General features: G+C 28.8%; 28 protein-coding genes. 24 read left to right on the top strand and 4 right to left on the bottom strand.

Going from position 1 to position 25,518, the window contains the following annotated elements:
• Nucleotides 1-36: 36 nt before the first annotated feature.
• The 7 genes from OXH55_RS15720 (at nt 37) to OXH55_RS15690 (ending at nt 7,047) form a co-directional block, all read left to right on the top strand.
• On the top strand, nt 37-504 hold the full coding sequence (locus tag OXH55_RS15720; RefSeq protein WP_268050990.1) for a hypothetical protein: 468 nt from the start codon (nt 37-39) through the stop codon (nt 502-504).
• 25 nt (nt 505-529) lie between these two features.
• Nucleotides 530-1,009: a 23S rRNA (pseudouridine(1915)-N(3))-methyltransferase RlmH gene (gene rlmH, locus OXH55_RS15715; RefSeq protein ID WP_268050989.1), complete on the top strand. Its 480-nt coding sequence runs from the start codon at nt 530-532 to the stop codon at nt 1,007-1,009.
• A 74-nt stretch (nt 1,010-1,083) separates the two neighbouring features.
• Entirely contained in the window at nt 1,084-1,872 is a 789-nt protein-coding gene (rluF, locus tag OXH55_RS15710; protein ID WP_268050987.1) for a 23S rRNA pseudouridine(2604) synthase RluF, read from the top strand.
• 553 nt (nt 1,873-2,425) lie between these two features.
• Complete coding sequence (locus OXH55_RS15705; RefSeq protein ID WP_268050986.1) at nt 2,426-3,106, top strand: response regulator transcription factor; 681 nt, start codon at nt 2,426-2,428, stop codon at nt 3,104-3,106.
• Complete coding sequence (locus OXH55_RS15700) at nt 3,081-4,085, top strand: sensor histidine kinase (RefSeq protein WP_268050985.1); 1,005 nt, start codon at nt 3,081-3,083, stop codon at nt 4,083-4,085. The genes OXH55_RS15705 and OXH55_RS15700 overlap by 26 nt, the downstream gene beginning before the upstream one ends.
• 101 nt (nt 4,086-4,186) lie before the next feature.
• Nucleotides 4,187-4,939, top strand: coding sequence for an ABC transporter ATP-binding protein (locus OXH55_RS15695; RefSeq protein ID WP_268050984.1), 753 nt, complete (start codon nt 4,187-4,189; stop codon nt 4,937-4,939).
• 5 nt (nt 4,940-4,944) lie between these two features.
• Nucleotides 4,945-7,047, top strand: a complete 2,103-nt coding sequence (locus OXH55_RS15690; RefSeq protein WP_268050982.1) for an FtsX-like permease family protein — start codon at nt 4,945-4,947, stop codon at nt 7,045-7,047.
• 106 nt (nt 7,048-7,153) lie between these two features.
• Here the strand turns inward: OXH55_RS15690 and OXH55_RS15685 are convergent, their stop codons facing one another.
• Nucleotides 7,154-7,372, bottom strand: a complete 219-nt coding sequence (locus OXH55_RS15685) for a DUF3955 domain-containing protein (RefSeq protein ID WP_268050981.1) — start codon at nt 7,370-7,372, stop codon at nt 7,154-7,156.
• 320 nt (nt 7,373-7,692) lie between these two features.
• On the opposite strand from OXH55_RS15685, the gene OXH55_RS15680 reads away from it, so the two are divergent.
• The gene (locus tag OXH55_RS15680; RefSeq protein WP_268050980.1) at nt 7,693-7,920 is read left to right on the top strand and encodes a DUF2642 domain-containing protein; all 228 of its coding nucleotides are present in this window, start codon (nt 7,693-7,695) and stop codon (nt 7,918-7,920) included.
• A gap of 140 nt (nt 7,921-8,060) precedes the next feature.
• Here the strand turns inward: OXH55_RS15680 and OXH55_RS15675 are convergent, their stop codons facing one another.
• Complete coding sequence (locus OXH55_RS15675; RefSeq protein ID WP_268050979.1) at nt 8,061-8,885, bottom strand: aldo/keto reductase; 825 nt, start codon at nt 8,883-8,885, stop codon at nt 8,061-8,063.
• Nucleotides 8,886-8,919: 34 nt separating this feature from the next.
• On the bottom strand, nt 8,920-9,420 hold the full coding sequence (locus tag OXH55_RS15670) for a nitroreductase family protein (RefSeq protein ID WP_268051230.1): 501 nt from the start codon (nt 9,418-9,420) through the stop codon (nt 8,920-8,922).
• A 153-nt stretch (nt 9,421-9,573) separates the two neighbouring features.
• On the opposite strand from OXH55_RS15670, the gene OXH55_RS15665 reads away from it, so the two are divergent.
• The 14 genes from OXH55_RS15665 (at nt 9,574) to OXH55_RS15600 (ending at nt 21,738) form a co-directional block, all read left to right on the top strand.
• A complete protein-coding gene (locus tag OXH55_RS15665; RefSeq protein ID WP_268050978.1) occupies nt 9,574-9,909 on the top strand; it encodes a winged helix-turn-helix transcriptional regulator in 336 nt (111 codons plus the stop codon).
• 253 nt (nt 9,910-10,162) lie between these two features.
• Complete coding sequence (locus OXH55_RS15660; RefSeq protein WP_268050977.1) at nt 10,163-11,695, top strand: SulP family inorganic anion transporter; 1,533 nt, start codon at nt 10,163-10,165, stop codon at nt 11,693-11,695.
• A 228-nt stretch (nt 11,696-11,923) separates the two neighbouring features.
• Nucleotides 11,924-12,115 carry a hypothetical protein gene (locus OXH55_RS15655; RefSeq protein ID WP_268050975.1) on the top strand — a complete coding sequence of 64 codons (192 nt, stop codon included), beginning with the start codon at nt 11,924-11,926 and terminating at the stop codon, nt 12,113-12,115.
• A gap of 49 nt (nt 12,116-12,164) precedes the next feature.
• On the top strand, nt 12,165-14,153 hold the full coding sequence (locus OXH55_RS15650; protein WP_268050973.1) for a sigma-54-dependent Fis family transcriptional regulator: 1,989 nt from the start codon (nt 12,165-12,167) through the stop codon (nt 14,151-14,153).
• A gap of 262 nt (nt 14,154-14,415) precedes the next feature.
• Nucleotides 14,416-14,886, top strand: a complete 471-nt coding sequence (locus tag OXH55_RS15645) for a Na+/H+ antiporter subunit E (RefSeq protein ID WP_268050972.1) — start codon at nt 14,416-14,418, stop codon at nt 14,884-14,886.
• 4 nt (nt 14,887-14,890) lie between these two features.
• Nucleotides 14,891-15,142 carry an MrpF/PhaF family protein gene (locus OXH55_RS15640; protein WP_268050971.1) on the top strand — a complete coding sequence of 84 codons (252 nt, stop codon included), beginning with the start codon at nt 14,891-14,893 and terminating at the stop codon, nt 15,140-15,142.
• A 13-nt stretch (nt 15,143-15,155) separates the two neighbouring features.
• Nucleotides 15,156-15,476 carry a monovalent cation/H(+) antiporter subunit G gene (gene mnhG, locus OXH55_RS15635; RefSeq protein ID WP_268050970.1) on the top strand — a complete coding sequence of 107 codons (321 nt, stop codon included), beginning with the start codon at nt 15,156-15,158 and terminating at the stop codon, nt 15,474-15,476.
• The gene (locus OXH55_RS15630; protein WP_268051229.1) at nt 15,463-15,702 is read left to right on the top strand and encodes a hydrogenase subunit MbhD domain-containing protein; all 240 of its coding nucleotides are present in this window, start codon (nt 15,463-15,465) and stop codon (nt 15,700-15,702) included. Before mnhG ends, OXH55_RS15630 begins: the two co-directional genes overlap by 14 nt.
• A complete protein-coding gene (gene mbhE / locus OXH55_RS15625; RefSeq protein WP_268050968.1) occupies nt 15,699-15,989 on the top strand; it encodes a hydrogen gas-evolving membrane-bound hydrogenase subunit E in 291 nt (96 codons plus the stop codon). The genes OXH55_RS15630 and mbhE overlap by 4 nt, the downstream gene beginning before the upstream one ends.
• Nucleotides 15,990-16,007: 18 nt before the next feature.
• Nucleotides 16,008-16,427: an MnhB domain-containing protein gene (locus tag OXH55_RS15620; protein WP_268050966.1), complete on the top strand. Its 420-nt coding sequence runs from the start codon at nt 16,008-16,010 to the stop codon at nt 16,425-16,427.
• Nucleotides 16,428-16,790 carry a sodium:proton antiporter gene (locus OXH55_RS15615; RefSeq protein ID WP_268050965.1) on the top strand — a complete coding sequence of 121 codons (363 nt, stop codon included), beginning with the start codon at nt 16,428-16,430 and terminating at the stop codon, nt 16,788-16,790.
• A 2-nt stretch (nt 16,791-16,792) separates the two neighbouring features.
• Nucleotides 16,793-18,262: a complex I subunit 5 family protein gene (locus OXH55_RS15610; protein ID WP_268050964.1), complete on the top strand. Its 1,470-nt coding sequence runs from the start codon at nt 16,793-16,795 to the stop codon at nt 18,260-18,262.
• Between the two features lie 15 nt (nt 18,263-18,277).
• Complete coding sequence (locus OXH55_RS15605) at nt 18,278-19,726, top strand: monovalent cation/H+ antiporter subunit D family protein (protein WP_268050963.1); 1,449 nt, start codon at nt 18,278-18,280, stop codon at nt 19,724-19,726.
• Nucleotides 19,727-19,740: 14 nt separating this feature from the next.
• Nucleotides 19,741-21,738: a complex I subunit 5 family protein gene (locus OXH55_RS15600; RefSeq protein WP_268050962.1), complete on the top strand. Its 1,998-nt coding sequence runs from the start codon at nt 19,741-19,743 to the stop codon at nt 21,736-21,738.
• Nucleotides 21,739-21,775: 37 nt separating this feature from the next.
• Here OXH55_RS15600 and OXH55_RS15595 read toward each other — a convergent pair whose 3' ends face one another.
• The gene (locus OXH55_RS15595) at nt 21,776-22,741 is read right to left on the bottom strand and encodes an AEC family transporter (protein WP_268050961.1); all 966 of its coding nucleotides are present in this window, start codon (nt 22,739-22,741) and stop codon (nt 21,776-21,778) included.
• A 172-nt stretch (nt 22,742-22,913) separates the two neighbouring features.
• Between OXH55_RS15595 and OXH55_RS15590 the strand changes: the two genes are divergently transcribed.
• Entirely contained in the window at nt 22,914-23,546 is a 633-nt protein-coding gene (locus OXH55_RS15590; protein ID WP_268050960.1) for an HDIG domain-containing metalloprotein, read from the top strand.
• Nucleotides 23,547-23,726: 180 nt separating this feature from the next.
• Nucleotides 23,727-25,178, top strand: a complete 1,452-nt coding sequence (locus OXH55_RS15585; protein ID WP_268050959.1) for an aminotransferase class I/II-fold pyridoxal phosphate-dependent enzyme — start codon at nt 23,727-23,729, stop codon at nt 25,176-25,178.
• The last annotated feature ends 340 nt before the right edge of the window (nt 25,179-25,518 follow it).

Below are 25,518 nucleotides of genomic sequence, written 5' to 3'. Positions count from 1 at the left end.
TATATATTATTACAATTAGAGTTTGGAGGGAGATTTATGGAATATAATATATTGGACATATTGGATAAAGTAATTATGATATCTTCTAAAAGAATAGAAGTATATTTAAATATTGATTATAAGGGTGAAGATAAAGAGAAATTTCAATTAATAGATAAAGTTTTGATTAAAAGCATTAATAGAGAGCTAAAGTACTATGAAGATTTAAAAAGAGAATTAAGTAATAAGGAATTAGAAAAAGTGAATTTTGCAACATATGATAAAATCTCATTTTTAGTACATGGATTTGCCAACAAAGTTAGATGTGATGATATCAATACTATAGATAAAGTTTTGAAGTGTACACTTGATTTGGATAAGAATATTTTAGCACTTTATATAGATATTCAGGGAAGGTTAATAAAAAGTGAAGGCGATTCTGAAACTAAAACTTATAAAACGTTATATGAGATCATAAATGAAAAAAGAAAAATAATAAAAGAAATTGAAAGGATTTTAAAGTAGTATTCTAAGAAAGGATTTGGAATATATGAATATAAAGGTTGTTTCTGTAGGAAAATTAAAAGAAAAATATTTAAAATCTGCGATACAAGAATATAGCAAAAGATTAAGTAGATATTGCAAACTTAGTATAGTTGAACTTAGCGACGAAAAGACACCAGATAATGCATCGGAAAAGGAAGAACTTCAAATAAAACAAAAAGAAGGTCAAAGAATTCTAAATAACATTAAGGATAATGAATATGTAATAGCATTAGATTTAAAAGGAAAGATGATATCATCAGAAGAAATGGCTGATATGATAAGTGATTTAGGGGTTAGAGGTAACAGCAATATAGTATTTCTAATAGGTGGTTCATTAGGTTTATCAGATGAAGTGTTAAAACGAGCAAACTATAAGCTTTGTTTTTCTAAAATGACTTTTCCACATCAGCTTTTTAGAGTAATGTTATTAGAGCAAATTTACAGAAGCTATAGAATAATTAATGGTGAACCGTACCACAAGTAAGTGAGGTTTTGATAAATAAGAAATATTTATAAGTAATGAAAAATGTTCATTATAGTACTAAGGGAAGGTGTAGAATGAAAAAGAAGAACAACTTTAGCAAAAATAAGAATGTAGAACATTCTCAAAATAATACTGAACAAATAAGGTTAAATAAATTCATAAGTGGAACAGGAATCTGTTCTAGAAGAGAAGCAGATAAACTTATCCAACAGGGTAGAGTTACAGTAAATGGTGTAAAATCAGAAATGGGAACTAAAGTTACTTCAAAAGATCAGATTAAAGTCGATGGAAAGCCTTTAAGATCTAAAGAAAAATCTATTTATATAGCTTTTAATAAACCTGTAGGTATTACCTGTACTACTGAACATAAAGTTAAAGATAATATCGTAGACTTTATCAATTATCCGAAGAGAATTTTCCCTATTGGTCGACTAGATAAACCTTCAGAAGGACTTATATTTTTAACCAATGATGGAGATATTGTCAATAAAATTCTACGTGCAGGCAATGATCATGAAAAAGAATATATTGTTACTGTAGATAAACCTATAACATCTAAATTTATTCAAAAAATGGGAAATGGAATCCCTATTTTGGATACGATAACACAGAAATGCTTTTTGAAAAAAGAAAGTAAATTTGTATTTAGTATAATTTTAACTCAGGGATTAAATAGACAAATAAGAAGAATGTGTGAATTTTTAGGATATAATGTTATAAAACTTAAACGAATACGAATTATGAACATAACTTTAGATAATTTACCAGTTGGGAAATGGCGTTATTTAACAAAAGAAGAAATGAAAACTATAAATAATTTAGTTTTAAATTCAATCAAAACTGAAGAAGGCTCTCACTTATAACGGTCAAAAAAATAAAATATCAATAAATTTTAGTCGATAAAGAAAAATTAAAGTAAATAAAATCAAGTAAAAAGGATAGTACATCTGTGCTTTTTATTATACATTAGTAAGATAAAGATATAACAAAGAATTGATTGAATATTTTGTAATCAATTAGGAATTTCATAAGAATTTACAATATGTTTAGGTGTTGTAATAAATGTTGGAGATGAAGTTGTTGCAATAGGTACACCTTTGATTTTTGTATATAGGACGTATTAGTAAAGGTATGATATTAGTATTTAACACGATTATAGGAGCACTAGAGTTGGAGTATTATAAGAATATGTAATACAACTATTTATATATGCGGTTTTTGTTGTAAGTTTTGAAAATACAGAGTTTAGAGGGAGTTTATTATATCATAAACTAAATAAGTTAATATCATATAAGGAGTATTATCACCAATACTTCTTATTTTTTTATATAATAATGTTAAATTGTGGTATCATTTATAGTGTCAAAACATAACAAAAAAGTAATAGATTTTAGAAACAAAGGAAGAAGGAAGAGTATGAAAAAAATATTGATTATTGAAGATGATTTAAAATTGATTGAATATATAACTGAGTACTTTTCAGCTCATGATTTTAGTATGTTTGCAATTGAAGATTTTAATGATGTCATGGGTACAATACAACGTGTGCAGCCAGAGCTAATTATTTTAGATATCAATCTTCCTAAATTTGATGGTATTTATTACTTGAGATTAATTAGAAAGAAGTATAATGTTCCAGTTATAATTTTATCTGCAAGAAGTGAGGAAAGCGAACAAATAAGAGGAATTGAACTTGGGGCAGATGATTATATTACAAAGCCTTTCAGCATGGGGATTCTCTTTGCAAAGATAAATGCTATATTCCGCAGAAATATACAAGCATCTTTATCAGAGGAAATAAATATTGGTGATCTTATATTATTTGAAGAAAGTATGAAACTTAAATACAGAGAACAAGTTATGGAACTTACAAAAAATGAATATCTTCTTTTAAATATTTTAATGAGAAATGCTGAAAAAGTAATTAGTAGAGAAGAGCTTTTAGAAACAATTTGGGATAATGAAAGCTTTGTAGATGACAATACATTAACAGTTAATATTACTAGAACAAAAAAGAAATTAAGCAATTTGGGATTAGATGATGTTATTATTACAAAACGAGGTGTAGGATATGTCTTTCAAAGAAACTTTGATTGATGTACTAAAAAAATGCAAAAGGAGTCTTATTACATATTGTATAAATACTATTTTTATATTAGTATTTTATTATTTATTAATAGGTACAAAAGATGTAATATACCCATTTTTCATTAGTAGTATAATTTTATTAATATATATTTTTATTGAGTTTATTTCATATAAGGAATTCAGTTATAAACTTGATATAGCACAAAATAGTCCGGATTATGAAGATATTTCAAATAATAAAGTATTTAGTATAATTAGTAACTTGCATAAGGAATATAATAAGAATTTATATGCTATTGAACAAAAATATAAGGAAAAATTATCGTTTTTTTCGCAATGGATACATAATATGAAAACATCAAGTACAATTATTGACTTAGCTTGTGAAAAAGGGCTTAATCAAGATTCCAAGGAGTCTGTATTGAAGGATATAAAAGATGAAAATGAAAAGTTAAAATCTAATTTAGAACAAGGACTCAATTTTCTTAGATTAGACGATTTTTCAAAGGATTATGCCATAAACGAAGTCAATATATATGATATGGTCTATAATGTAATAAATTCTAAGAAAAGAGATTTTATATATCATGGAATTTTCCCTAAAGTTGACTTAGATAGAAATTTATCTGTGCATACTGATTTAAAGTGGTGCAGCTATATGATTGATCAAATTATAGGTAATGCTATAAAATATTCATCCAAAAATAGTAATAAGTTTGTTAGAGTAACTGTAAAAAGTAATGAAGATGGTATTTCACTTATAATAGCTGATGAGGGTATAGGTATTGATAAAGAAGATATTTCTCGTGTTTTTGAACCTTTTTTTACAGGGAAAAATGGTAGAAAATATAATAATTCAACAGGCATAGGGTTATATATGGTCAAAAAAATATCTGAGAGTCTTAAGCATCGAGTTGAAATAAAATCACAAAAGAACATAGGCACTTCTGTAATAATTACTTTTATTCGACCTTGTACAATTTATTAATAATCTTTCAAAAATGTAAGGTTGTGTAAGGGAAATCGATTTATAAAAAATAGTACGGATTTTATAATAGATTCATCAATAAGAGAGAGGTGAACTTATTTATGGAAGTGGTTAATGTAAAAAATTTGGTCAAAATTTATAATGCCTATAAAAATGCAAAACAAGTAACTGCACTTAACGGTATTAGTTTTTCAGCTCAAAAAGGTGATTTTATCGGTATTATGGGACCATCAGGAAGTGGTAAGACTACTTTATTAAACATACTTTCTGGAATAGATACTGCTACATCGGGTGAAGCTGTTATTGGTGGAAAAGATATTTGTTCCATGAATAAAGAACAACTTTGCTATTTTAGAAGAAAGAATATAGGCTATATATTTCAAGATTTTAATCTTCTTGATAGTTTAACGATTAAAGAAAATATTGCTTTACCACTTATTTTAGATAATGTTAGGGCATCTAAAATAGAAAAGAAAGTAAGGCAACTAATGAATTTTTTTGAAATACAGAATTTAAACGAAAAATATCCATTTCATATTTCTGGTGGGCAAAAACAACGCACAGCAGCAGCAAGAGCATTAATAAATGAACCTTCTGTAATTTTAGCTGATGAGCCAACAGGAAATTTAGATTCAAAATCCTCAAATAGTATTATGCAGACCATATCAAAAATGAATGAAAAACTTAACAGTACTGTACTTATGGTAACCCATGATGCGTTTGCTGCTTCATTTTGCAAAAGAGTTATATTTGTTAGAGATGGAGAATTAGAAATGGAAATTGTGTCAAATGGTGATAGAAAAGCTTTTTTTGATAAAATACTAGAAACGCAAAGTATTTTGATGGGAGTGTGATTAAAGTGACATTCTCTCATATAGTTATAAAAAATATAAAATTTAATTTTAAAAAATATATTTCTTTCTTTTTTGTAAATAGTTTTGCTGTTATGCTTCTTTTTATGTATAGCAACCTACTATTTGAACCTGAAATGTTGTCTATGGTTTCACGGGTGGCAAGAAAGGTTTTTTTTGCTGGATTTGGAGGTTTAGTTATATTTTCAGTTGCTTTTATTTCCTACACGGTAATAGCATTTATTAAGTATAGAGGAAAAGAGTTTGGTGTCTATATGACATTGGGAATGACACAAAAAAACTTAAAAAAAATGGTGTTTTACGAGAATTTAGTTATTGTAGGTAGTTCCTTAATAGTAGGTTTGTTAAGCGGACTTATATTTTCAAGAATTTTTTATATGGTATTTTCAAAAGTGTTAAATATAGAAGGGTTAGTGTTTGGAGTAAACTATCAAAGTATTTTACTTACAATAGGAATTTTTAATGCAATATTTTTATTCAGTACTTTACTAGGTAAAATAAGTATTTCTAAAATGTCTGTAATTGACGTTATTCAGTCATCAATAAAACAAGATGTGACAGAACATAAAAAGTATACAGGTATAATATGTTTTGTTTTGGTGGTTGCTTCTTTAGTCATATTGCAGATTTTAAAATCACAATTTTCAATTGAAGAAACTATCTTAACACAAGCTTTAAAGTGGATATGTCCAGTAATTATAGTAGTTGGATTGTATTTATTAATTGGTAACTTTATTGAATCAGTTAAAAATATTTTAAAAAGGTATCCAAATATATATAATAAAAATATTCTTTTTTTGACGAATTTATCCCATAAATTATTAAGTTATAGAAGTATGCTGTTTACAGTATCATTACTAATTGGATTAGCAATATTTTTGATACAGTTTTCATATAATCTATATGCTACAATGCCAACTCTTCTTGAGAAAAACTTTATAGATGATATTATGTTTGTCCAAACAACGAAATATAATAATGTAACTGAAAAAGAAGTGAAAAATGCAATTGAGCAAGTTGGGGGAAATGTAGAAAGTTACAAAACTATTGAATATATACCGGTTGATGAATATGAAATTATTAGTAAAGATAGAGTTTCTATATATTCTACTAATATGCCTATAGTAAGCGAAAGTATATATAATCAACATATGAACACAAAGGTTGATATACTACCAGGAGAATTTATGGAGATTGTAAACCCATCTTCATCACTCAGAGGAATGAAACATGATTTCTATGAATCAATTATAACATCACATGATGATGCAATTTATGAACGTATGCAACAAGCAACAGTGGAATTTGCAGTAATTCCTCGAGATAATTTTGATAATATTATAAAAGATTATAAGCATTTTAGCTTAAAACCAAATGCTATCCCTTATCAATTCGTACCATTTGCTGTGCATTTTATAAATTCTGCATATAATAGTGGTGATGCTTACATTGTAGATGATGGTGATTATGAGAAGATAAAATTAACATTGACAGATAGGGTAGAAGTATATCATAAGATAAATTTAAGTGAAAATAGGGAAATGTATTTTAATGCTTTGATTGATTTACTTAAAAGTAAAAATGGATTAGATGATAGTTATTGGAATAATACAACTATTGAAGATGTAGACTATGATGATCCTATTGAAGAGTATATAAATGATTTAAGACCAGTATATGTAGAAGAAGCGAAGGTAGACCCTATCCAACAATATGGAACAGTTTTCTTTGTATTCTTTTTTGTAGGTATTTTGATATTAATATCAAGTGGTGTAGTGCTTTATTATAAAATTTTAACAAGTGTAGATGAAGAAAGAGAGAGAATATTAAAAATATCAAAGATAGGAATGACAAATAAAGAACTGAAAAAACTAATTTGTAAAGAGTTAAAAATACTATATTTTGTTCCAGTATTTATAGGAGGATTTTTGGGGACATATTGTATAAGTATTGTACTATCAGCACAAGTTGTCTATAATCAGATAATGATTAATACAATTTTGATGATAGCATTGTATATGGTAATTCAAGTTATTTTCTATAATATTTCAAAGAACAAATATATTAAAGAGATAATGTACAAAAAATAATCAATGACATTAAAAAAGCAAAGATTTTAATTATAAAGTCTTTGCTTTTTCTTATTTTATTAAATTTATCAATAAACAAGTATATTTAGTTCTAAAAATCTAAGATTTAATTGTCTTTATATTTATTAGATTTTTTATAGTTACGAAAGAATGATACTATGCTGGTTATTATACCAATAGCTATGAATAAGTAACCAATTGGTATTAGAAAAAATGGTTCTATAAGAGTACCATCTGGAGCGACTTCAGATCCGATGATGCTAAAGGTAACGAAACAACCGAATCCCACAATAAATGATATTAAAGATAAAAGATATTTTTTCATTAAAATTCCTCCGCATAGATTAATATTTACTTCTTTTTTATAGTAACATGTATCCAATTTAACTCATATTGATTCAAGTGACAGTAATCTTACGTTTATGTAAGATTACTGAGGCTTTGATAAATATATTTTGTCAACAGTCTGATGCGCTTAGTAATGATACGGTTCACCGTTTCTCTATAACTACGTTTTGTATGTATATCAGATAAACTTTTTATATTAAAATGTAACCTTATCTATACATAGTAAATATTATGAGAGTACAGTACATTAAATTATTTGGGAGTGAGAGAATGAATTATCAGTTATATCAAATGCCCATGATGCAAAGTAGACAGCCAATAAAATATGTTACACTAATAGATCCTTATGTTGTAGAAGCACTAAGGATGATCATAGGACAATCAGTAGTTATTGAAACAGTTAGGGGAAACATACAGGGTATACTAGAAGATGTAAAGCCTGATCATGTTGTTGTGAAGACGTATGATAGTGATACGGTATTCTACGTTCGCTTGCAACAAATTGTTCATGTAATGCCGAATTAAATATAATGATAGAGATTATTTCTTTATATCAAGTAAGAAGTTATAGTATTTTAAAATAAAAAATCTGTAAATAAGTTTGTGAATTTATACAAACTCATTTACAGATTTAGCTTATTTGCAGACCAATTCAAGTTTTTAACCTAAAAATCTATATTATCAGGGTCAGGACCAATTCTTACTCCTGTATTTAATTCAGAAATTCTTTGCATATCTTCATTCGATATTTCAAAATCAAATATTTCTGAATTACTTTTAATTCTTTCAGATTTTATTGATTTAGGTATAGTTACAACTTCCATTTGTAGATCCCATCTTAAAGCTATTTGTGCAATAGATTTATTGTATTTTTGTGAGAGTTCTTTCATTATAGGAAGTTCAAATATTTTACCTTGCATCAAAGGTCCCCATGCTGTTAATTGAATATTGTTTTTCTTACAAAAGTCTATTAATTCAGTCTGAGGAAATTGAGGATGAAATTCCACTTGATTAACCATAGGCATAATTTCTGCATCTCTCATTAATTTTTCAAGATGGTGTACTTTAAAGTTAGATACACCTATAGCTTTTACTCGACCCTCTTTGTATAGTTTTTCTAATGCTTTCCAAGTTTCTTTAGTTAATTCTTTTGGCCAATGAATCAAATATAAATCCAAATAATCTGTTTCAAGTTTGGCTAATGAATCATTAAATGCTTTTAAAGTTGATTCATAGCCTTGTTCTGAATTCCAAACTTTACTTACTAAAAATATGTCTTCTCTTTTTACTCCACTTTCTTTTAGTGCTTGACCAACACCAGCTTCGTTGCCATAAATTGCAGCTGTATCAATATGTCTATAACCAATCTCTAAAGCTTTTTTAACAGCATCTACAACTTTGTTTCCATCTTCTACCTTAAACGTACCAAACCCAAGCCAAGGCATTTTAACTCCATTATTGAGGATTGTGCAATCGTTTGTATTTTTCATTATATATTTCCTCCTTTAAATTAAGAATAATATATTACCATTGTTCATAATGAACATTAGTTTCATCATATCTTTCAGGCGTTGATTTTTTTTCATCTGGATAACCTATTGATATTATTGCAAGGGGAATAATGTGTTCTGGTAAATTAAATATTTTTTTTATACCTTTTACACGGTCAGCTTCTGGATAAACACCAAGCCAAACTGCACCAAGACCTAGTGCATGAGCAGCTAATAGAATATTTTGTGTTGAAGCAGAACAGTCTTGAATCCAAAAGTCTTTAAACCTTTCTTTTTCTAAATTGCCACAAACAATAATTGTAGCGCTGGCTTCTTTAAGCATATAAGAATAAGGATGAACTTCAGTAACTTTTGATAAAATTTTTTTGCTTTTTACAACAATAAAATCCCATGGCTGTTGGTTGCCAGCAGATGGAGCATACATTCCAGCTGTTAAAAGTTCTTTTATTGTTTCATCAGATACAGGTTCTGAAGTATATTTTCTAATACTTCGTCTTTCAGCAATTGCTTTTATTGTATCCATAACAAGCCTCCTATAAAACTACTATCTTTTTAATTTTACCACTTTAGTATAGCATTGTATAATTGATAATATAAGAATGCACTTTTTGGTAATATACTACCCAAAAGGTAAGTATAGGAGAAAGGTAAGTATAGGGGGAGGAATATGACTAAAAATAAAATACAGGTAGATCAAAAAGGAAAATTAAAATGTTCAATAGAGTATACTTTATCAGTTATAGGTGGAAAATGGAAACCAGTAATATTATGGCATCTAGGAGAAGACGGGACACAGAGATATAATCAATTAAAAAAACTTATGCCGGGTATAACACATAAAATGTTAAGTCAACAGCTTAAGGAATTAGAGCAAGAAGGATTAATAAATAGGAAACAGTATAATCAAATTCCCCCTAAGGTAGAGTATTCTATAACAGAGAAGGGGTATACTGTAAAGCCAATATTACAAATGATGCATAAGTGGGGAGAAGAAAATTGGTGAAAATAATGTTTGTAAATTGCCTATGTTAGAGAATTATCAGGAGATTATTAATATTTTAGAAAAAAGTATTTAGCAATAATTAGAATATAAATATTAAGGAGAATTGTACCATAAATAAGGGCAGTTCTTTTTTTATTAATAAGGTTTATAAACATAAAAATTGAAAAGGTTTACTTAGATAATTTAATAGCTTTTATATATTTTTCATGATATTATTATGCACTGTGACACTATAAGTAATAGGAGGTCGTGTATGATATTTAACAAGGAAAGTAATGGGAATATCAATGTAAAAGATGAAGTACTGTCGGGACTTACGGTAGCTTTAGCTTTAGTGCCAGAAGCAGTAGCTTTTGCTTTGGTAGCAGGGGTTAAACCATTAGTAGGTTTATATGCAGCTTTTATGGTAGGATTTATAACAGCTGTTTTTGGAGGAAGACCAGGAATGATTTCTGGAGCTACAGGCGGATTAGCTGTTGTTATGGTAGAACTTGTAGCTAAGCATGGTGTGGAATATTTATTTGCAGCGGTAGTTATAATGGGACTTATTCAAATATTAGTAGGAATTTTAAGATTAGGCAAATTTGTAAGATTGATACCTCATCCTGTAATGCTAGGATTTGTAAATGGGCTTGCTATTGTTATTTTCTTAGCTCAATTAAATCAATTCAAAATACCTACGCAGGATGGAACATTACAGTGGATGACTGGTTCAAAGTTATGGATTATGTTAGGGTTAGTTTTATTAACTATGGCTATTAGTTATTTCTTGCCTAAATTAACAAAAGCAGTACCATCATCATTAGTAGCAATTTTAGTAATATCTTTACTAGTGAATGGTTTAGGAATAGATACAAGAACGGTGGGAGATATAGCTCATGTTGGGGGAGGATTCCCTAAATTTCATTTACCAAAAGTTCCTATAGATTTAGAAACATTAAAAATAATTTTACCTTATTCTGTGATTTTTGCTGCAGTAGGGCTTATTGAATCACTTATGACTTTAACACTTGTGGATGAAATTACAGAAACAAGAGGAAGAGGTAATAAAGAGTGTGTTGGACAAGGATTTGCTAATATAGTTACAGGCTTATTTGGTGGAATGGGTGGTTGTGCTATGATTGGACAGAGTATGATAAATATTAATTCTGGTGGACGTAGAAGATTATCAGGAATATCAGCATCTTTATTTTTATTAGGATTTATATTATTTGGTTCAAACCTTATTGAAAGAATACCTTTAGCAGCATTAGTTGGAGTAATGTTTATGGTAGTTATAGCAACTTTTGAATGGGCAAGCTTCAGAATTATACGTAATATTCCTAAGAGCGATGCTTTCATTATAGTATTAGTTTCATTAGTTACAGTATTTACAGATTTAGCTATTGCAGTAGGAGTAGGGGTAATTGTATCTGCTCTTGTATTTGCTTGGGAAAAAGGAAAGAGAATAGATGTTAATCCTTTTGTAGATGAAAAAGGAGTTAAGATATATCAAGTACGTGGAGCTGTATTCTTTGGTTCGGTACGAAACTTTTCGGAGGCATTTGATATTAAAAATGATCCTGAAGAAGTTGTAATAGATTTTATGTATGCAAGAGTTTTTGATCATTCAGGTATAGAAAGCATAAATTCTTTAACAGATAAATATGAAAATTTAGGAAAAAAACTTCATTTAAGGCACTTAAGCCCTGAATGTTATCAATTAATTAAAGATGCAAATGATATAGTAGAAGTTAATATAATTGAAGATCCAAAGTATCATGTTGCTACGGATAACTTAGCATAACGAAGATATTATATGAAAAATACTCCCGCAAAAGCAGGAGTATTTTTTATTATATATAAATCATATAGAGAGAAAGATTTATGCATAGATGTATTTACAATGATTTACATTTATTTTATAAAATGTTTAATTGCTTATTAAAAAGTATGATAAAATAATTATATAGTTAGTGCATTAGAGAATTTATAGCTAGGTAAAATTAATAGTAATTTATAAGAAGGTGAATTTATGAGGTTTTTAGTTTATATATTAATAGGAATTTTACTTGCTATTATATTTGGCGTGATTGTAAAAAATCCTATGGATGATTCAGGCAAAGAGTTTAATGCCAATATTTTTCCTTTTGAAATAAAAGATCCTGAAGATTGGTATAAATCTAAAGATGAAGAAAGTAATTCTGAAAATGAAAAACACGATTAGATTAAGTTATAATTCACTAATATACAAAGAGTAAATGGGAGGTGTGTGTTTGACTGTTAAGAGGTTGCTTAACAAAAATGAAGAGATAATAAATAAGTGGAAATTATTTGTCAAAGAAGGTATTCTCAATAAACAAGGTATTCGTGATGTTATTTATGAATCATGGAAACGTAGTAAAGAGTGTGGAATAAATCCTTTTGTTGAGGAATTTTCAGTAAGACTTGAAAAACATGAATTAGATAAAAGATATAAACAGTTTGCTCCTTTATTAGATATGGCAAAACCTTTTATGGATAGTCTTTATAAACTTGTAAAGGATACTGATTTTATTATTAGATTAACAGATAGGGATGGATATGTTTTAGCGCACATTGGTGAAGAAAAGCTTATTAATATGTACAGTTCTCTAGGCTTATATGATGGATATAATGTAACAGAAGAGGCTAGTGGTACTAATGCTATTGGTATTGCTTTAATAACTGGAAAGCCTATACAGGTTTTGGGGGGAGAACACTATATACAGCAGCATCATAAGTTAACTTCTTCTGCTTGTCCTATAAAAGATAAAAATGAGCAAATACTAGGTGTGCTTAGTATAACAGGTAACTATGAGCTCGTACATCCTCATACACTAGGCATGGTAATAGCTGCAGCTGAAGCTATTGAGAGAGAAATTAAACTTGAAGAGAGAAACAAAGAGCTTAAACTTACCAATGAAAGATTTTATGAAATTACAGAATCTATTTCAGAGGGAATAATTAAAGTTGATAATAAAGGTTGTATTGTTAGTATAAATAGATTTGCTAAAAAACTATTATCTTTTAAAGAAAAGGACGTAATAGGTAAAAATTTTAAACATATTCTAAGTTCTGACAATACCGCCTCAATTATCAGAGGAATAAGTAACTGTAGAAAATACGAGGAAGAGGAAATTTATTTTAAAACAAGAACAGGAAGGAAGAAAACATGTATCACAAATGTAACCCCTATTAAAGTTGATAAAAGATTAGAAGGTGTAGTTATTACTTTTAGAGAAGTAAAAATGGTTCACAGTATGATAAATAAGATTGTTGGAGCAAATGCTAAATTTACCTTTAATGATATACTTGGTAACAGTGAATCAATAAAGAAGGCTATAAAGTTAGCTTCAATTTCTGCAAAGTCTAATACCACGATACTTTTGCAAGGAGAAAGTGGTACTGGTAAGGAGATGTTTGCACAATCCATTCATAATGAGAGTGATAGAAGAGATTATCCTTTCGTATTTTTAAATTGTGGAGCTATACCAAGAGAATTAGTTTCGAGTGAACTTTTTGGTTATATAGAAGGGGCTTTTACAGGAGCTAAAAGAGGAGGACATCCAGGTAAATTTGAACTGGCAGATGGAGGAACTATTTTCTTGGATGAAATAGGTGATATGCCGCTTGATGCTCAAGTAAGCTTGCTTAGAGTATTAGAAGATAGAAAGGTAGTACGGGTAGGAGGACATGATGTTATTCCTATTGATGTTAGAGTAATTGCTGCAACCAATAAAGATTTAAGTAGAGAAGTTGAAATTGGCAATTTTAGAAGTGACTTATTTTATAGAATAAATGTTATGACTATAAATACTCCTTCTTTAAGAGAAAGAAAAGACGATATTAGGATTTTTATTGACTATTTTTTAGAGAAATTCAGCAAAAATACAGGGAAGAATATTAAAGGTATAAGTCAAAGGTTTTATCAAGGTATGATTAATTATAATTGGCCTGGAAATGTTAGGGAACTTCAGAATGTTATGCAGACAGTAATAAATGTAGCAGAAAATAATACTGTTTTAACACATAAAAATCTACCAAGGTACATAAGACCAAAAGAGATGATTGACGATATTAATTTTAAAAATGAATTACTTACATTAGAAGAAGTGGAAAAAAATACAATTGTAAAAACTATCCAGGGATTGAATGGGAACATTGCTGCGGCCGCTAAAATCCTAGGAATTGGAAGAAGTACAATGTACAGAAAAATGAAAAAATATAATATAGAAGAGGTATAAAAGAAAGAAAATGTATCAAAATGAAACACATGAGTCAATATGAAACACTTATATTAAGGAAAAATAAAGAAAGCGTTTCATATCGAAACACTTTGTCGGGTGATTGCAAAAATTATGCAATCTCTTTTTTTTTATACATAATAAAATAATTAATGAATGTAAGTAAAATCAATGGTTGAAGGGCAAAACTAAAATAAATATTAAAATTGGCATGAATATTGCTTTAATAAGGTTTGTGTAACAAGTAAAGGAGGTATTTAAAATGATATATGAAGTTATTTTATTGTATATAGTGTTTTGGATAATACTATGTGAAAACAAAAGTATAGAAACGATAATTATAGGTAGTATTTTATGTTTAGCTGTAGCTCTTTTAAATAAAAACTTTTTATCTCTAAAAAATAATAAGCAAGGTTATTTTTTTAAGAAGTTGCGATATTGGACTGAATATGTATGGGTATTAATAAAAGAAGTATTTATAGCAAATTTCAATGTTGCAAAGATTGTATTAAGTCCAAACATAAATATTTCACCTGATGTAGTAACATTTCAAACAAAATTAGAATCTGAATTTTGTAGAACAATGCTTGCAAATTCTATTACTCTAACGCCAGGTACCATTACAGTTTCTATGGAAAATAACATGCTTACTGTTCATTGTTTAGACAAAGAGTATATAGATGGCTTGTTAGATTCCAAGTTTGAAAAAATTCTTTTGAAAGTAGAGGGATAAGATAATGATAAAATTATTAACTTTTGCAATCTTGTTTTTATCAGCAACTATTTTCTTATGTATGTTTAGAGCTGTTAAAGGACCAAGTGCAGCTGATAGATTGGTGGCTATAAATGTTGTAGGAACAAAAACAATTGTTTTAATTCTTATAGTGTCTTTTATATTACATGAAACTTATTTTATTGATGTAGCACTAGTTTATGCTTTAATAAGCTTTATTGCATCTATTGTTATATCAAAGTTCGTTAAAATTTAGGAGGGGTAATTAAATGAAAACGATTATTGTGGGGATTTTCCTTATGGGCGGATTGTTCTTCTTTATGGTTGGAACAGTTGGAATTTTAAGATTCCCAGATATTTATACAAGAGCACATAGCGCGGCAAAATGCGATACGTTGGGAGCAATATTATCTTTAACTGCTCTTATAATCTATAATGGGTTAAATATAGTTAGCTTAAAGCTTTTGCTTATTATAGTATTTATATGGATTACTAATCCAACAGCTACACATCTGATAGTAAAGGTAAAACATGAGAATGATAAGAAAGAAAAGTTAAAGGATGGTGTCAGTGAAAATGAAAGTATTTAGTATTATTATGCTTCTATTTTTGATAGGATCAGCTATTGCAGTTTCTTCAATAAAAAATTTACTTTCTGCAATTATTGTATTTATGGTATATAGCTTAATAATGGCTATTTTGTGGCAACAGCTAAATGCTCCTGATGTAGCAATTACAGAAGCAGCTGTTGGAGCAGGAATTACAACCTTATTATTTATAATTACATTAAAAAGAATTAAAGGAGTAAAAAAATGAAGAAGTTAATTGCATTTATAATTTCAATGAGTTTAATTACTATTTTGCTTTTAGGGGTTAATGAATTGCCGAGATTTGGAGATATCAACAATCCAGCAAATAATGAAGTTGCTAAATACTATATAGAAAATACAACTAAAGATACTGGTGCTACTAATATTGTAACAGGTATCATTTTGGATTATCGTGCCTTTGATACCTTTGTTGAGGCAAGTGTTTTATTTACTGCATCCATTACTGTAATTATTTTATTAAAGAAAGATGAAGAGAAAGAAGAATTAAAATAAATCAATAGGAGCGGTTTTATGAAAGATACAATTTTAAAGGAAATAAGTAAAATAGTTATTCCTTTTATACAGATTTTTGGAATATATATTATTTTTCATGGACATTTAAGTCCAGGAGGCGGATTTGCAGGAGGAACTGTTATTGGAGCTAGTCTTATACTATTTAGGATAGTTTACGGTGGAGAAGAGGCAAAAAAGAAATTAAAATATAAAACTTTAACTAACTGTATTTGTACTTCAATAATTCTTTATGGTTTGTTAAAGGGGTATAGCTTTATAACAGGGGGAAGTCATCTTCCACTGCCTCAGCCACCGCTTGGAACTCCAGGGAATATATTAAGTGGAGGATATTTATTACCATTAAATATATTAGTTGGAATTATTGTGGCAATAACAATATACTTTTTTTACAGTTTATTTGATGAAGGAGAAATTTAAATGGAAGGATTATTAAATAATTATTATGAAACAGAGGCAATAATATTATTTGGAATAGGATTTGCAATATTACTACTACACAATAATTTAATAAAGAAAATAATAGGAATGAATATTATGGATACAGCTGTTTTTTTATTTTTTATAGCCAAAGGTTATATACATGGAAAAGAGGCACCTATAATTGTGGATGGATATAAGGGAGTTCACGCATATATAAATCCTATTCCTACAGGGCTTATGCTAACAGGAATAGTTGTAGCGGTTAGTACAACAGCTTTTGCACTTGCATTAACTGTTAAGTTGAATGAAGCTTATGGAACTATTGAATTAGATGAAATTTTAAGAAAAGGAGATGGATAGATATGATTATCAAAAGTTTTCCTCTGATGGTTATACTAATTTTATTTGTAACGTCTTTTACTATGCCGATAATAAATAAGAAAAACATTGTAAAAGGAATAAGTTTGACTTCAATGCTTGGAGCATTTGTTCTTTCTATAATTAATTTGATATATGTTTTAAATCATGGAAAGTTTCTTTATACGGTAGGACATTTTGGAGCACCTTTTGGAATTGAATTTTATATAGGAAATATTGAAGCTATAATGGGAGTGCTATTTACATTTGTAGCAAGTATGATTATATGGTATTCAATTTACAGCATTGATAAAGATATAAAAGAAAATAGAATATCTTTGTATTATCTATTAGTAAATATTTTAATTGGTGCTTTACTTGGCATTGTATATACAAATGATTTGTTTAACAGCTTTGTATTTATAGAGGTAGCAACGTTAGCTTCTTGTGGAATAATTGTAATAAAAGATAAGAAAGAAAATATAAAGGCAACAATAAAATATTTAATAATGAGCTGCTTAGGTTCTGGACTTGTACTAATGGGAATTGCATTTTTATATTCTATTACAGGACAATTAAATATAGCTTATATACATGAAGCTTTATTAAAAAATTATACTAATTATCCAAACGTAATATTGATAACAATGGCGTTGTTTACTATAGGACTTGGAGTTAAAAGTGCAATGTTCCTGCTGCATACATGGCTTCCAGATGCTCACTCAAGTGCACCTACATCTTCAAGTGCATTGCTTTCATCTCTAGTTTTAAAAGCTTTTGTATTATTGCTAATTAAGGTTTTATATAGAGCTTTTGGAATTGATATTATAAGGCAATTCCCAGTTTTAAATATTATAATGGTTATGGGAATCGTAGGAATGATCATGGGATCTGTATTTGCTATATTCCAAAAGGAAATTAAACGTGTAATAGCCTATTCAAGTGTAGCGCAGATGGGATATATATTCTTAGGAATTGGTCTTGGAACTGAGGCTGGTGTTGCATTAGCTGTTTTTCATATGGTTGGCCATGCGGTTACAAAATCAGCACTGTTTTTATCAGTTGGAGCTATGATTGAGAAAACTGGACATAAGAAAACCTACGAGTTAAAGGGAATTGGGAAAGAAATGCCATTTACATTAGGACTTTTCTTTATAGGGTCGTTGTCTATGGTAGGAATACCTGTATTACCAGGATTTGTTAGCAAATGGTATTTGGCTTTAGCAAGTATTAGAGCAGATAAGCCCATTTTAGTTGCTTTTATCCTAATTAGTAGTTTGTTAAATGCTGTATATTATTTTCCAATTATAATAAATGGATTTTTCGGGGAAGAAAATTTAGAAGGCAAAGTGTATAAATCAAAAAGCAAGCCTTTAAAAGAACTATTTCCAGTAATTATGTTGATTGCAGCAATGATTGGTGTTGGATTTGTTTCAAGAAGTATTATAAAACTTATTGAAGCAGGAATAGTGTAGAAGGAGGCGCGTAAATTGAATACGATAATTTTACTTCCAATTTTTTTTCCCGCTTTTTTAGCCGTTGTTTTGGCGGTTATGAATTTTAATGAAAAAGAAAGAAATGGATTGGTAATAACAGGAGTTATCCTAAATCTGATCTTAATAAATAGAATTTTTCATTTTTCAGGAGAAGCTAATGTACATTTATTTAAATTTAATGAATTTTTAGATATATATTTCAAAGTAGATAAGATGTCTATATTATTTTCTGTATTGGTGTCAGTATTATGGATATTTACTACATTTTATTCTATGGAATATATGAAGCACGAAGGCAAGGAAGATAGGTTTTTTATCTTTTTTACTTTAACTTTAGGAATTACAATGGGAATAGCTTTTGCAGGAAATTTAATTACATTGTATATTTTTTATGAATTACTTACGTTAGCTACATTTCCATTAGTTATTCATTCAGGAACAAAACAAGCTTTGAAGAGTGGAAGAAAATATCTTATTTATTCCTTTGGAGGAGCAACTTTGGTTTTACTTGGAATGATTTTATGTTACAGTGTTACAAAAAATCTTAATTTTATTCCAGGTGGTATATTATCAGGGATTCAAAATGGAAATATGAAAATATTTCTTGCCATTTATATTAGTATGTTTCTTGGATTTGGAGTTAAATCAGCGTTGGTTCCATTTCATTCATGGCTACCAGGAGCAATGGTTGCACCAACTCCAGTAAGTTCGCTTTTACATGCAGTTGCAGTTGTGAAATCTGGTGTATTTGCTCTTATAAGAATGAGTTATTTTGTAGTAGGAGCAGATGTTATAAAAGATACAAAAGGAAATATATATATGAGTATATTTATTGTTATAACAATTCTTTTAGGGTCTTTTTTAGCATTACATCAAGAGAATTTAAAAAAGAGACTAGCTTATTCAACGGTAAGTCAATTAGGATATATATTACTGGGTATAGTGCTTTTAAACAAAGAGGCTTTTGTTGGAGGACTTCTTCATATGATAAATCATGCGGTTATAAAAATAACCCTGTTTTTCTGTGTTGGAGCTATTATGTATACAACTCATAAAACAGAAATTGGTCAGATAAAAGGAATTGGAAAACAGATGCCTATTACAATGTGGTGTTTTGCAATTTCATCAATATCGCTTATAGGAATTCCACCAAGCAATGGTTTTGTAAGTAAATGGTACTTAGCTTTAGGAGGACTTTCAGCAGGAAAAATACTTTTTCCAGCTATTTTATTAGTAAGTGCGGTGTTAACAGCTCTATATCTTCTTCCTATTGTAACAGCTGCATTTTTTAAAAAAGGAGAAGAAGGAGAAATTACAGTAAAAGAAGCTCCTATGAAAATGTTGGTTCCTATAGTTTCAATAACAGTAATTGTTGTTTGCTTAGGATTATTTCCAAATCCAGTTATTTCCTTTATAGAAGAAATTGCTGTTGAATTGATGTAAAGGAGTGTGAGGGTATGAATCCAAGAAATTTATTGATTTTTATTTTGCTTTTCCCTATATTAGGAGCTTTTGTAGGACTTATTTTAGGGAAAAAAGAAGAAAAATATAGAGATGTTTTTAATGTTTTAATGACAGGGATTACTTTTGCAGTGGTTACCTTTTTATACAAATATGTTGCAGTACAAACTATAGAAGTATCAGTTCCTTATATTATGGGAACAGGACTTCATTTAAAATTAGATGTTTTCAGATATATATTTGTTTGGATTACTTCATTTATATGGTTTTTGGTTACAATTTACTCAACACAGTATTTAATAAGCTATAAAAATAGAAACAGATATTATCTCTTCTTTATGCTTACTTTAGGAAGTACAATAGGTATTTTTATATCAGAGAATTTTTTAAATCTATTTACTTTTTTCGAGATAATGTCTTTAACATCATATGCATTAGTTATTCATGATGAAGATGAATATTCTCATGAAGCTGGAGATTCTTATATAGTAATGGCTGTTAGTGGTGGATTGATTCTTCTTATGGGACTATTCTTGTTATATGATTACACAAATACATTAGAAATAAGTCAATTGCAGCTTGCTGTACAAAATATGGGAAATATGAAATACTTTATATCAGCGTTAATTATAATAGGTTTCGGAGTAAAAGCGGCTATGGTACCTCTTCATATATGGTTGCCTAAGGCGTATACTGCTGCACCTACTCCAGCAACGACTATTTTATCAGCTATACTTGCTAAGACAGGTATATTTGGTATTATGATTACTGTTAATATAATAATGGATGGAGATTTTATTATATCTTCTGTAATATTGGTTATAGGATTTTTAAATATGTTTATAGGCGGTCTTTTAGCTATGCTTCAAAGAAATCTTAAGCGAATTCTTGCCTATAGTAGTATGAGTCAGATTGGCTATATTCTTGTTGGTATTGGTCTTGCAGGAATACTTAAAGAGCATGCTGCAATAGCTCTTTATGGAACTTTATATCATGTTATTAACCATGCAATTTTCAAAGGAATTTTATTTATGAGTGCTGGAGTTATTTACATGGTACTGCATGAATTAAGTATAAATAAGATTGGTGGTTTTGGAAGAGATAAGAAAGCACTTAAAGTTTTATTTTTTATAGGATTGCTTGCTATTATAGGTATGCCAGGCTTTAATGGTTATACTGGTAAAACTCTTTTGCATACTGCTCTTTCAGAGGCTCACCATATGTATGGGGGAATTTGGTTTACTATTGCTGAAGTAGTATTTACTATCAGTAGTAGCTTTACAGTAGCATACTTATTAAAGATATTTGTTGCTGTATTTGTTGAAAAGAGTGACCACCATATTGAAGAAGCTAAGGCTAAAATTACAAAGAATGCTCTTTTCCCAATGGGAATTTTAGCTACTGTAGTTATTTATATTGGAATTCAACCAAATAAGATTTTAAAGCTTACAGAGAAGGCATTAGAACCATTTGGAAAGCTACATCATGTAGAACCTCACTTTTACTCAAGTTCTCATGTAATGACAGCAATTTTTACAATTTTACTTGGTGTTTCTGTGTATTTATTATTTGTAAGAAAGTTCCTAAGAAAAGGTAGTGGAGAACATTGGTGGTATGAAAATACTGCACTTCAGTGGTTTAATATTGAGAAACATGTGTATAAACCAGCATGGAAAGTTATTTTCAGAGTTAGTTCAGTTGTTTTAAAAGCCATTGATGTTGGGCTTATAAAAACTGTTACGTTGTTCAGTGATGGGTTTAAGGCATTAACTTTGATGGAAATTAAGGATGAAAATACATTATTAGGGTCAGTTACTAGATTAGGCCAAGTAGCAATGGGTAAAAAAGAAGGATATATTACAAAAGACAATCCAGTAGTTAGAAATGTAAAACAAGAAGTTGGACAATTAAGTAGAAAAATGAATAGTGTAACTTATTCTATATTTGTTTTTGCTGTTGTACTTGTAGTATGTCTGTTTATTATGATCAAATAACTTAGAAATAACCTAGCTTTAATGGCTAGGTTATTTTTTATATTATTGGAAATAAAATTCTTGAAATGTAAACTACAAATACTAAGGTTATGGAACTAAAAAGAGTAGATGTCATAACTACTTGTGAGGCAAAATCTGGTCTGTTATTTCTTTCAACAGCAATTAATGCAGTGTTTACTGCTGTAGGAACTGAAGAAGAAATTATAAGAGCTTGAGCGGTTATTCCATTAATATTAAGTAAAGTTATAAGTATATATGCAATAATAGGACCACCTATTAATCTTAGTACATTAGAGATATAGGCATATGAGTTTTTAAAATTAAACTTAGTTTTAGATAATTGAACACCTAGAGTTATAAGGGCTAGAGATATCATTCCTTCTTTTGCATATACAAGCGCAGGCCATATAGGTGATTCTGATAAATTATATGGAGAATTTTTAAGAATAATTGCTAATGGAATAGCGTATATTGTAGGCATACCTAGAATACTCTTAATAGAATCTTTCCAATGCATGCTGCCTTGACTGGCATTAAAAAATCCCAAAGTGTTTGTAAATATGTTCTGAGTTACTAATATTACTATTTGAGTTGTTAAAGCTAGATTAAGGTAAGGGGTTTTGCCAGATATAATAAAAGGAGCACTACTAAAAACTAAGGTGATAATAGGAATACCTATGTTTCCTGAATTATAAAACATTACTGAGTTTTTAAATGCATTTTTTAATGGAAGATCAAATTTAAGTAAATTAGCAACAAGTGTACTAATAATATAATTTAGCAACAATAGCAATATTGCATAAATAACAACTTTTAGCATTTCTTTAGGTAGTTTTGTTGAGTAAAGCTGTATAAATGCAAAGATAGGAACAAAAATATAGAAATTTAATTTGCTTAAAGTATATATGTTTAATTCAAACTTTTTATCAAGAATATATCCTAAAAATATTAGAATAAATATAGGTAGAATATTGTTTATTAAAATATATAAAAATATTTGCATAGATTAAATCCTCCCATATTGCAATAAATTAAATATGTAAAAACTCTATCTTTCTACATACTAACAGTTTATATTTTGTTTGTCCAACCATTTAGTTATATGAAAGTTTTTATAATAAATTGTTTTTACAAATGGAAGAATAATATAAGTAAGAAAGTAGGGAGGAAGATATATGGAAGATAAAAATACTATCTTTAAAGAATTTGATAGACACTTAATGGAAGATAAAGAGCCATCACATTATTTTAATGAAATATTAGGAAAAGGAGAGTTTCCTAACATATATCCTTTTACTTTATTAGAAGAACTAACAGATGTTCCACAGTCACCTAAACATCATCCGGAAGGTAGTGTGTGGAAGCACACTATGTTAGTAGTAGATAATGCTGCTGAAAAAAAGGAAGTAAGCGAAGAACCACATGCTTTTATGTGGGCTGCTTTATTACATGATTTAGGCAAAAAACCTACTACAAAGCTTAGAAAGGGTAGAATAACTTCTTATGACCATGATAGACATGGTGAAAGGATAGCAAGGGAATTTTTAGAGGAGCTTACCAATGATGAAGAATTTATTGATAAAGTTTCTGCTTTAGTAAGATGGCATATGCAGGCTCTTTTTGTAGTTAAAGATTTACCTTTTGCTGATATAGAAAAGATGCTTTCACAAATTTCAGTTGATGAAGTTGCATTACTAACTTTATGTGATAGATTAGGACGTGGAGAAATGACTGAGGAAAGACATGCAGAAGAAGAAGAAAATATAAAAACATTTGTACACAAATCTAAAAACTATAGAAAACATTAAATGCAAATTTAAACAAATAATTTATATGTAACCGAGTAAATATAAAAGTACGCTCGGTTTTTTCTTTTAAAATGAATTATTTGTAAAAAAATAGCGTATTGACAAGCGTTATATCATAGTATAACATATCATATATTATAGCCGGTGGTGCTAATTTTCGCAGAAAAAAGGTGGTTAAAAATGATAAGAAATCAGAATAGAACTCCATTATTTGATGCTCTAAAAGAATATAATGAAAAAAATGTCTTACCCTTTGATGTGCCAGGACATAAGCATGGAAAAGGAATACCAGAATTTGCTGAATTTGTTGGAAAAAAAGTTTTGGAAATAGATGTTAATTCTATGAAATGTCTTGATAATATAAGCAATCCTATAAGTGTTATTAAGGATGCAGAAGCGTTAATGGCTGATGCATATTGTGCTGATCATGCCTTTTTTTTAGTAAATGGAACATCATCTGGTGTTCAAGCTATGATTATGAGTATATGTAAACCAGGAGACAAAATCATAATGCCTAGAAATGCTCATAAATCTGCTATAAATGGTTTAATATTAAGTGGAGCAGTACCAGTATATGTTCAACCAGAGACTAACGACAACTTAGGAATAGCTATGGGTGTATCAGTAGAAAATGTTGAAAAATCAATAGCTGAAAATCCAGATGTTAAGGCTGTATTTTTAATTAATCCAACATACTATGGGGCTACATCAAATTTAAAAAAAATAATTAAAGTGGCACATAAAAATGGAATGGCAGTTATAGTAGATGAAGCACATGGAGCGCATTTTAGATTTCATGATGAACTTCCAAAGGGAGCTATGGAACTAGGTGCTGATATGGCGGCAGTTAGTTTACATAAGACTGGTGGTTCACTTACACAAAGTTCAGCTTTATTATTAAATGAAGGGTTAATAGATAAGAATACTGTTAAAACTATGTTGAATTTAACACAAACCACTAGTGCATCGTATCTTTTAATGTCAAGTTTAGATGTAGCAAGAAAAATGCTAGTTATGCAAGGTGAAGAAGTATTATCAAGAGTATTAGAGCATACTAGGGATGCTAGGGATGAGATAAATAAAATTAATGGGTTATATGCTTTTGGTAAAGAACTAGTAGGTGATCCGGGAGTTCATGATTTTGATGAAACTAAACTAGGTGTTTGTGTAAAAGGACTTGGAATTACTGGATTTAAAGCCTATGACATACTAAGAGATGAATATAATATACAAGTTGAGCTTGGAGATGTATATAATATACTTGCTATTGTAAGTGTTGGCGATACTGAAGAATCAATTAAAGCACTTGTTAATGCCTTAAGAGATATGAGTTCCAAGTATAAAGGTAGTGAAATGAAATTTGAAAAGGTAGCGTTAGAAAATCCAGAAATTATAGTTTCACCAAGAGATGCTTTTTATGCTAGGAAAAAAATTATAAAGTTAGAAGATGCCGAAGGAGAAATAAGTGGAGAATCTATAATGGCATATCCACCAGGGATTCCTATAGTTACTCCAGGAGAAAGAATAAGCAGAGAAATAATAAAGTATATAAGATTTTTAAAAAATCAACATAGTATGCTTACAGATACAGAAGATCCTTATGTAGAAAATATTAAAGTTTTAGGAATGTAATGATAAATTTTTAAATTATAAAATTAAAAGATAAAGTCAATTTATTAATTGGCTTTATCTTTTTTCTTATTTATTTAATTTATTTCGTATAATTACCAAAAAAAATTAAAAAATATATTGACAATTAACAAAAAAATAGTATATTTATATATGTGGATTTACTATATATAAACACGAAGTTTACAAATAGTAAACAATTTTGCAAATAAACACAAAGTTTATACATAGTAAATAAAGCTATATATAAACTTCAGGTTTACATATAGTAAACAAATTGGATGAAAATCGATTAGTTTGTACATGGTCAGAGCTTAAACCATATTGTTAAATAGGATATAAA

The organism is Clostridium ganghwense (assembly GCF_026735165.1).
Classification (GTDB): domain Bacteria; phylum Bacillota; class Clostridia; order Clostridiales; family Clostridiaceae; genus Clostridium_H; species Clostridium_H ganghwense.
Note: the sequence above shows the minus strand (reverse complement) of the source record. Positions and strands in the feature narration are given on the sequence as shown.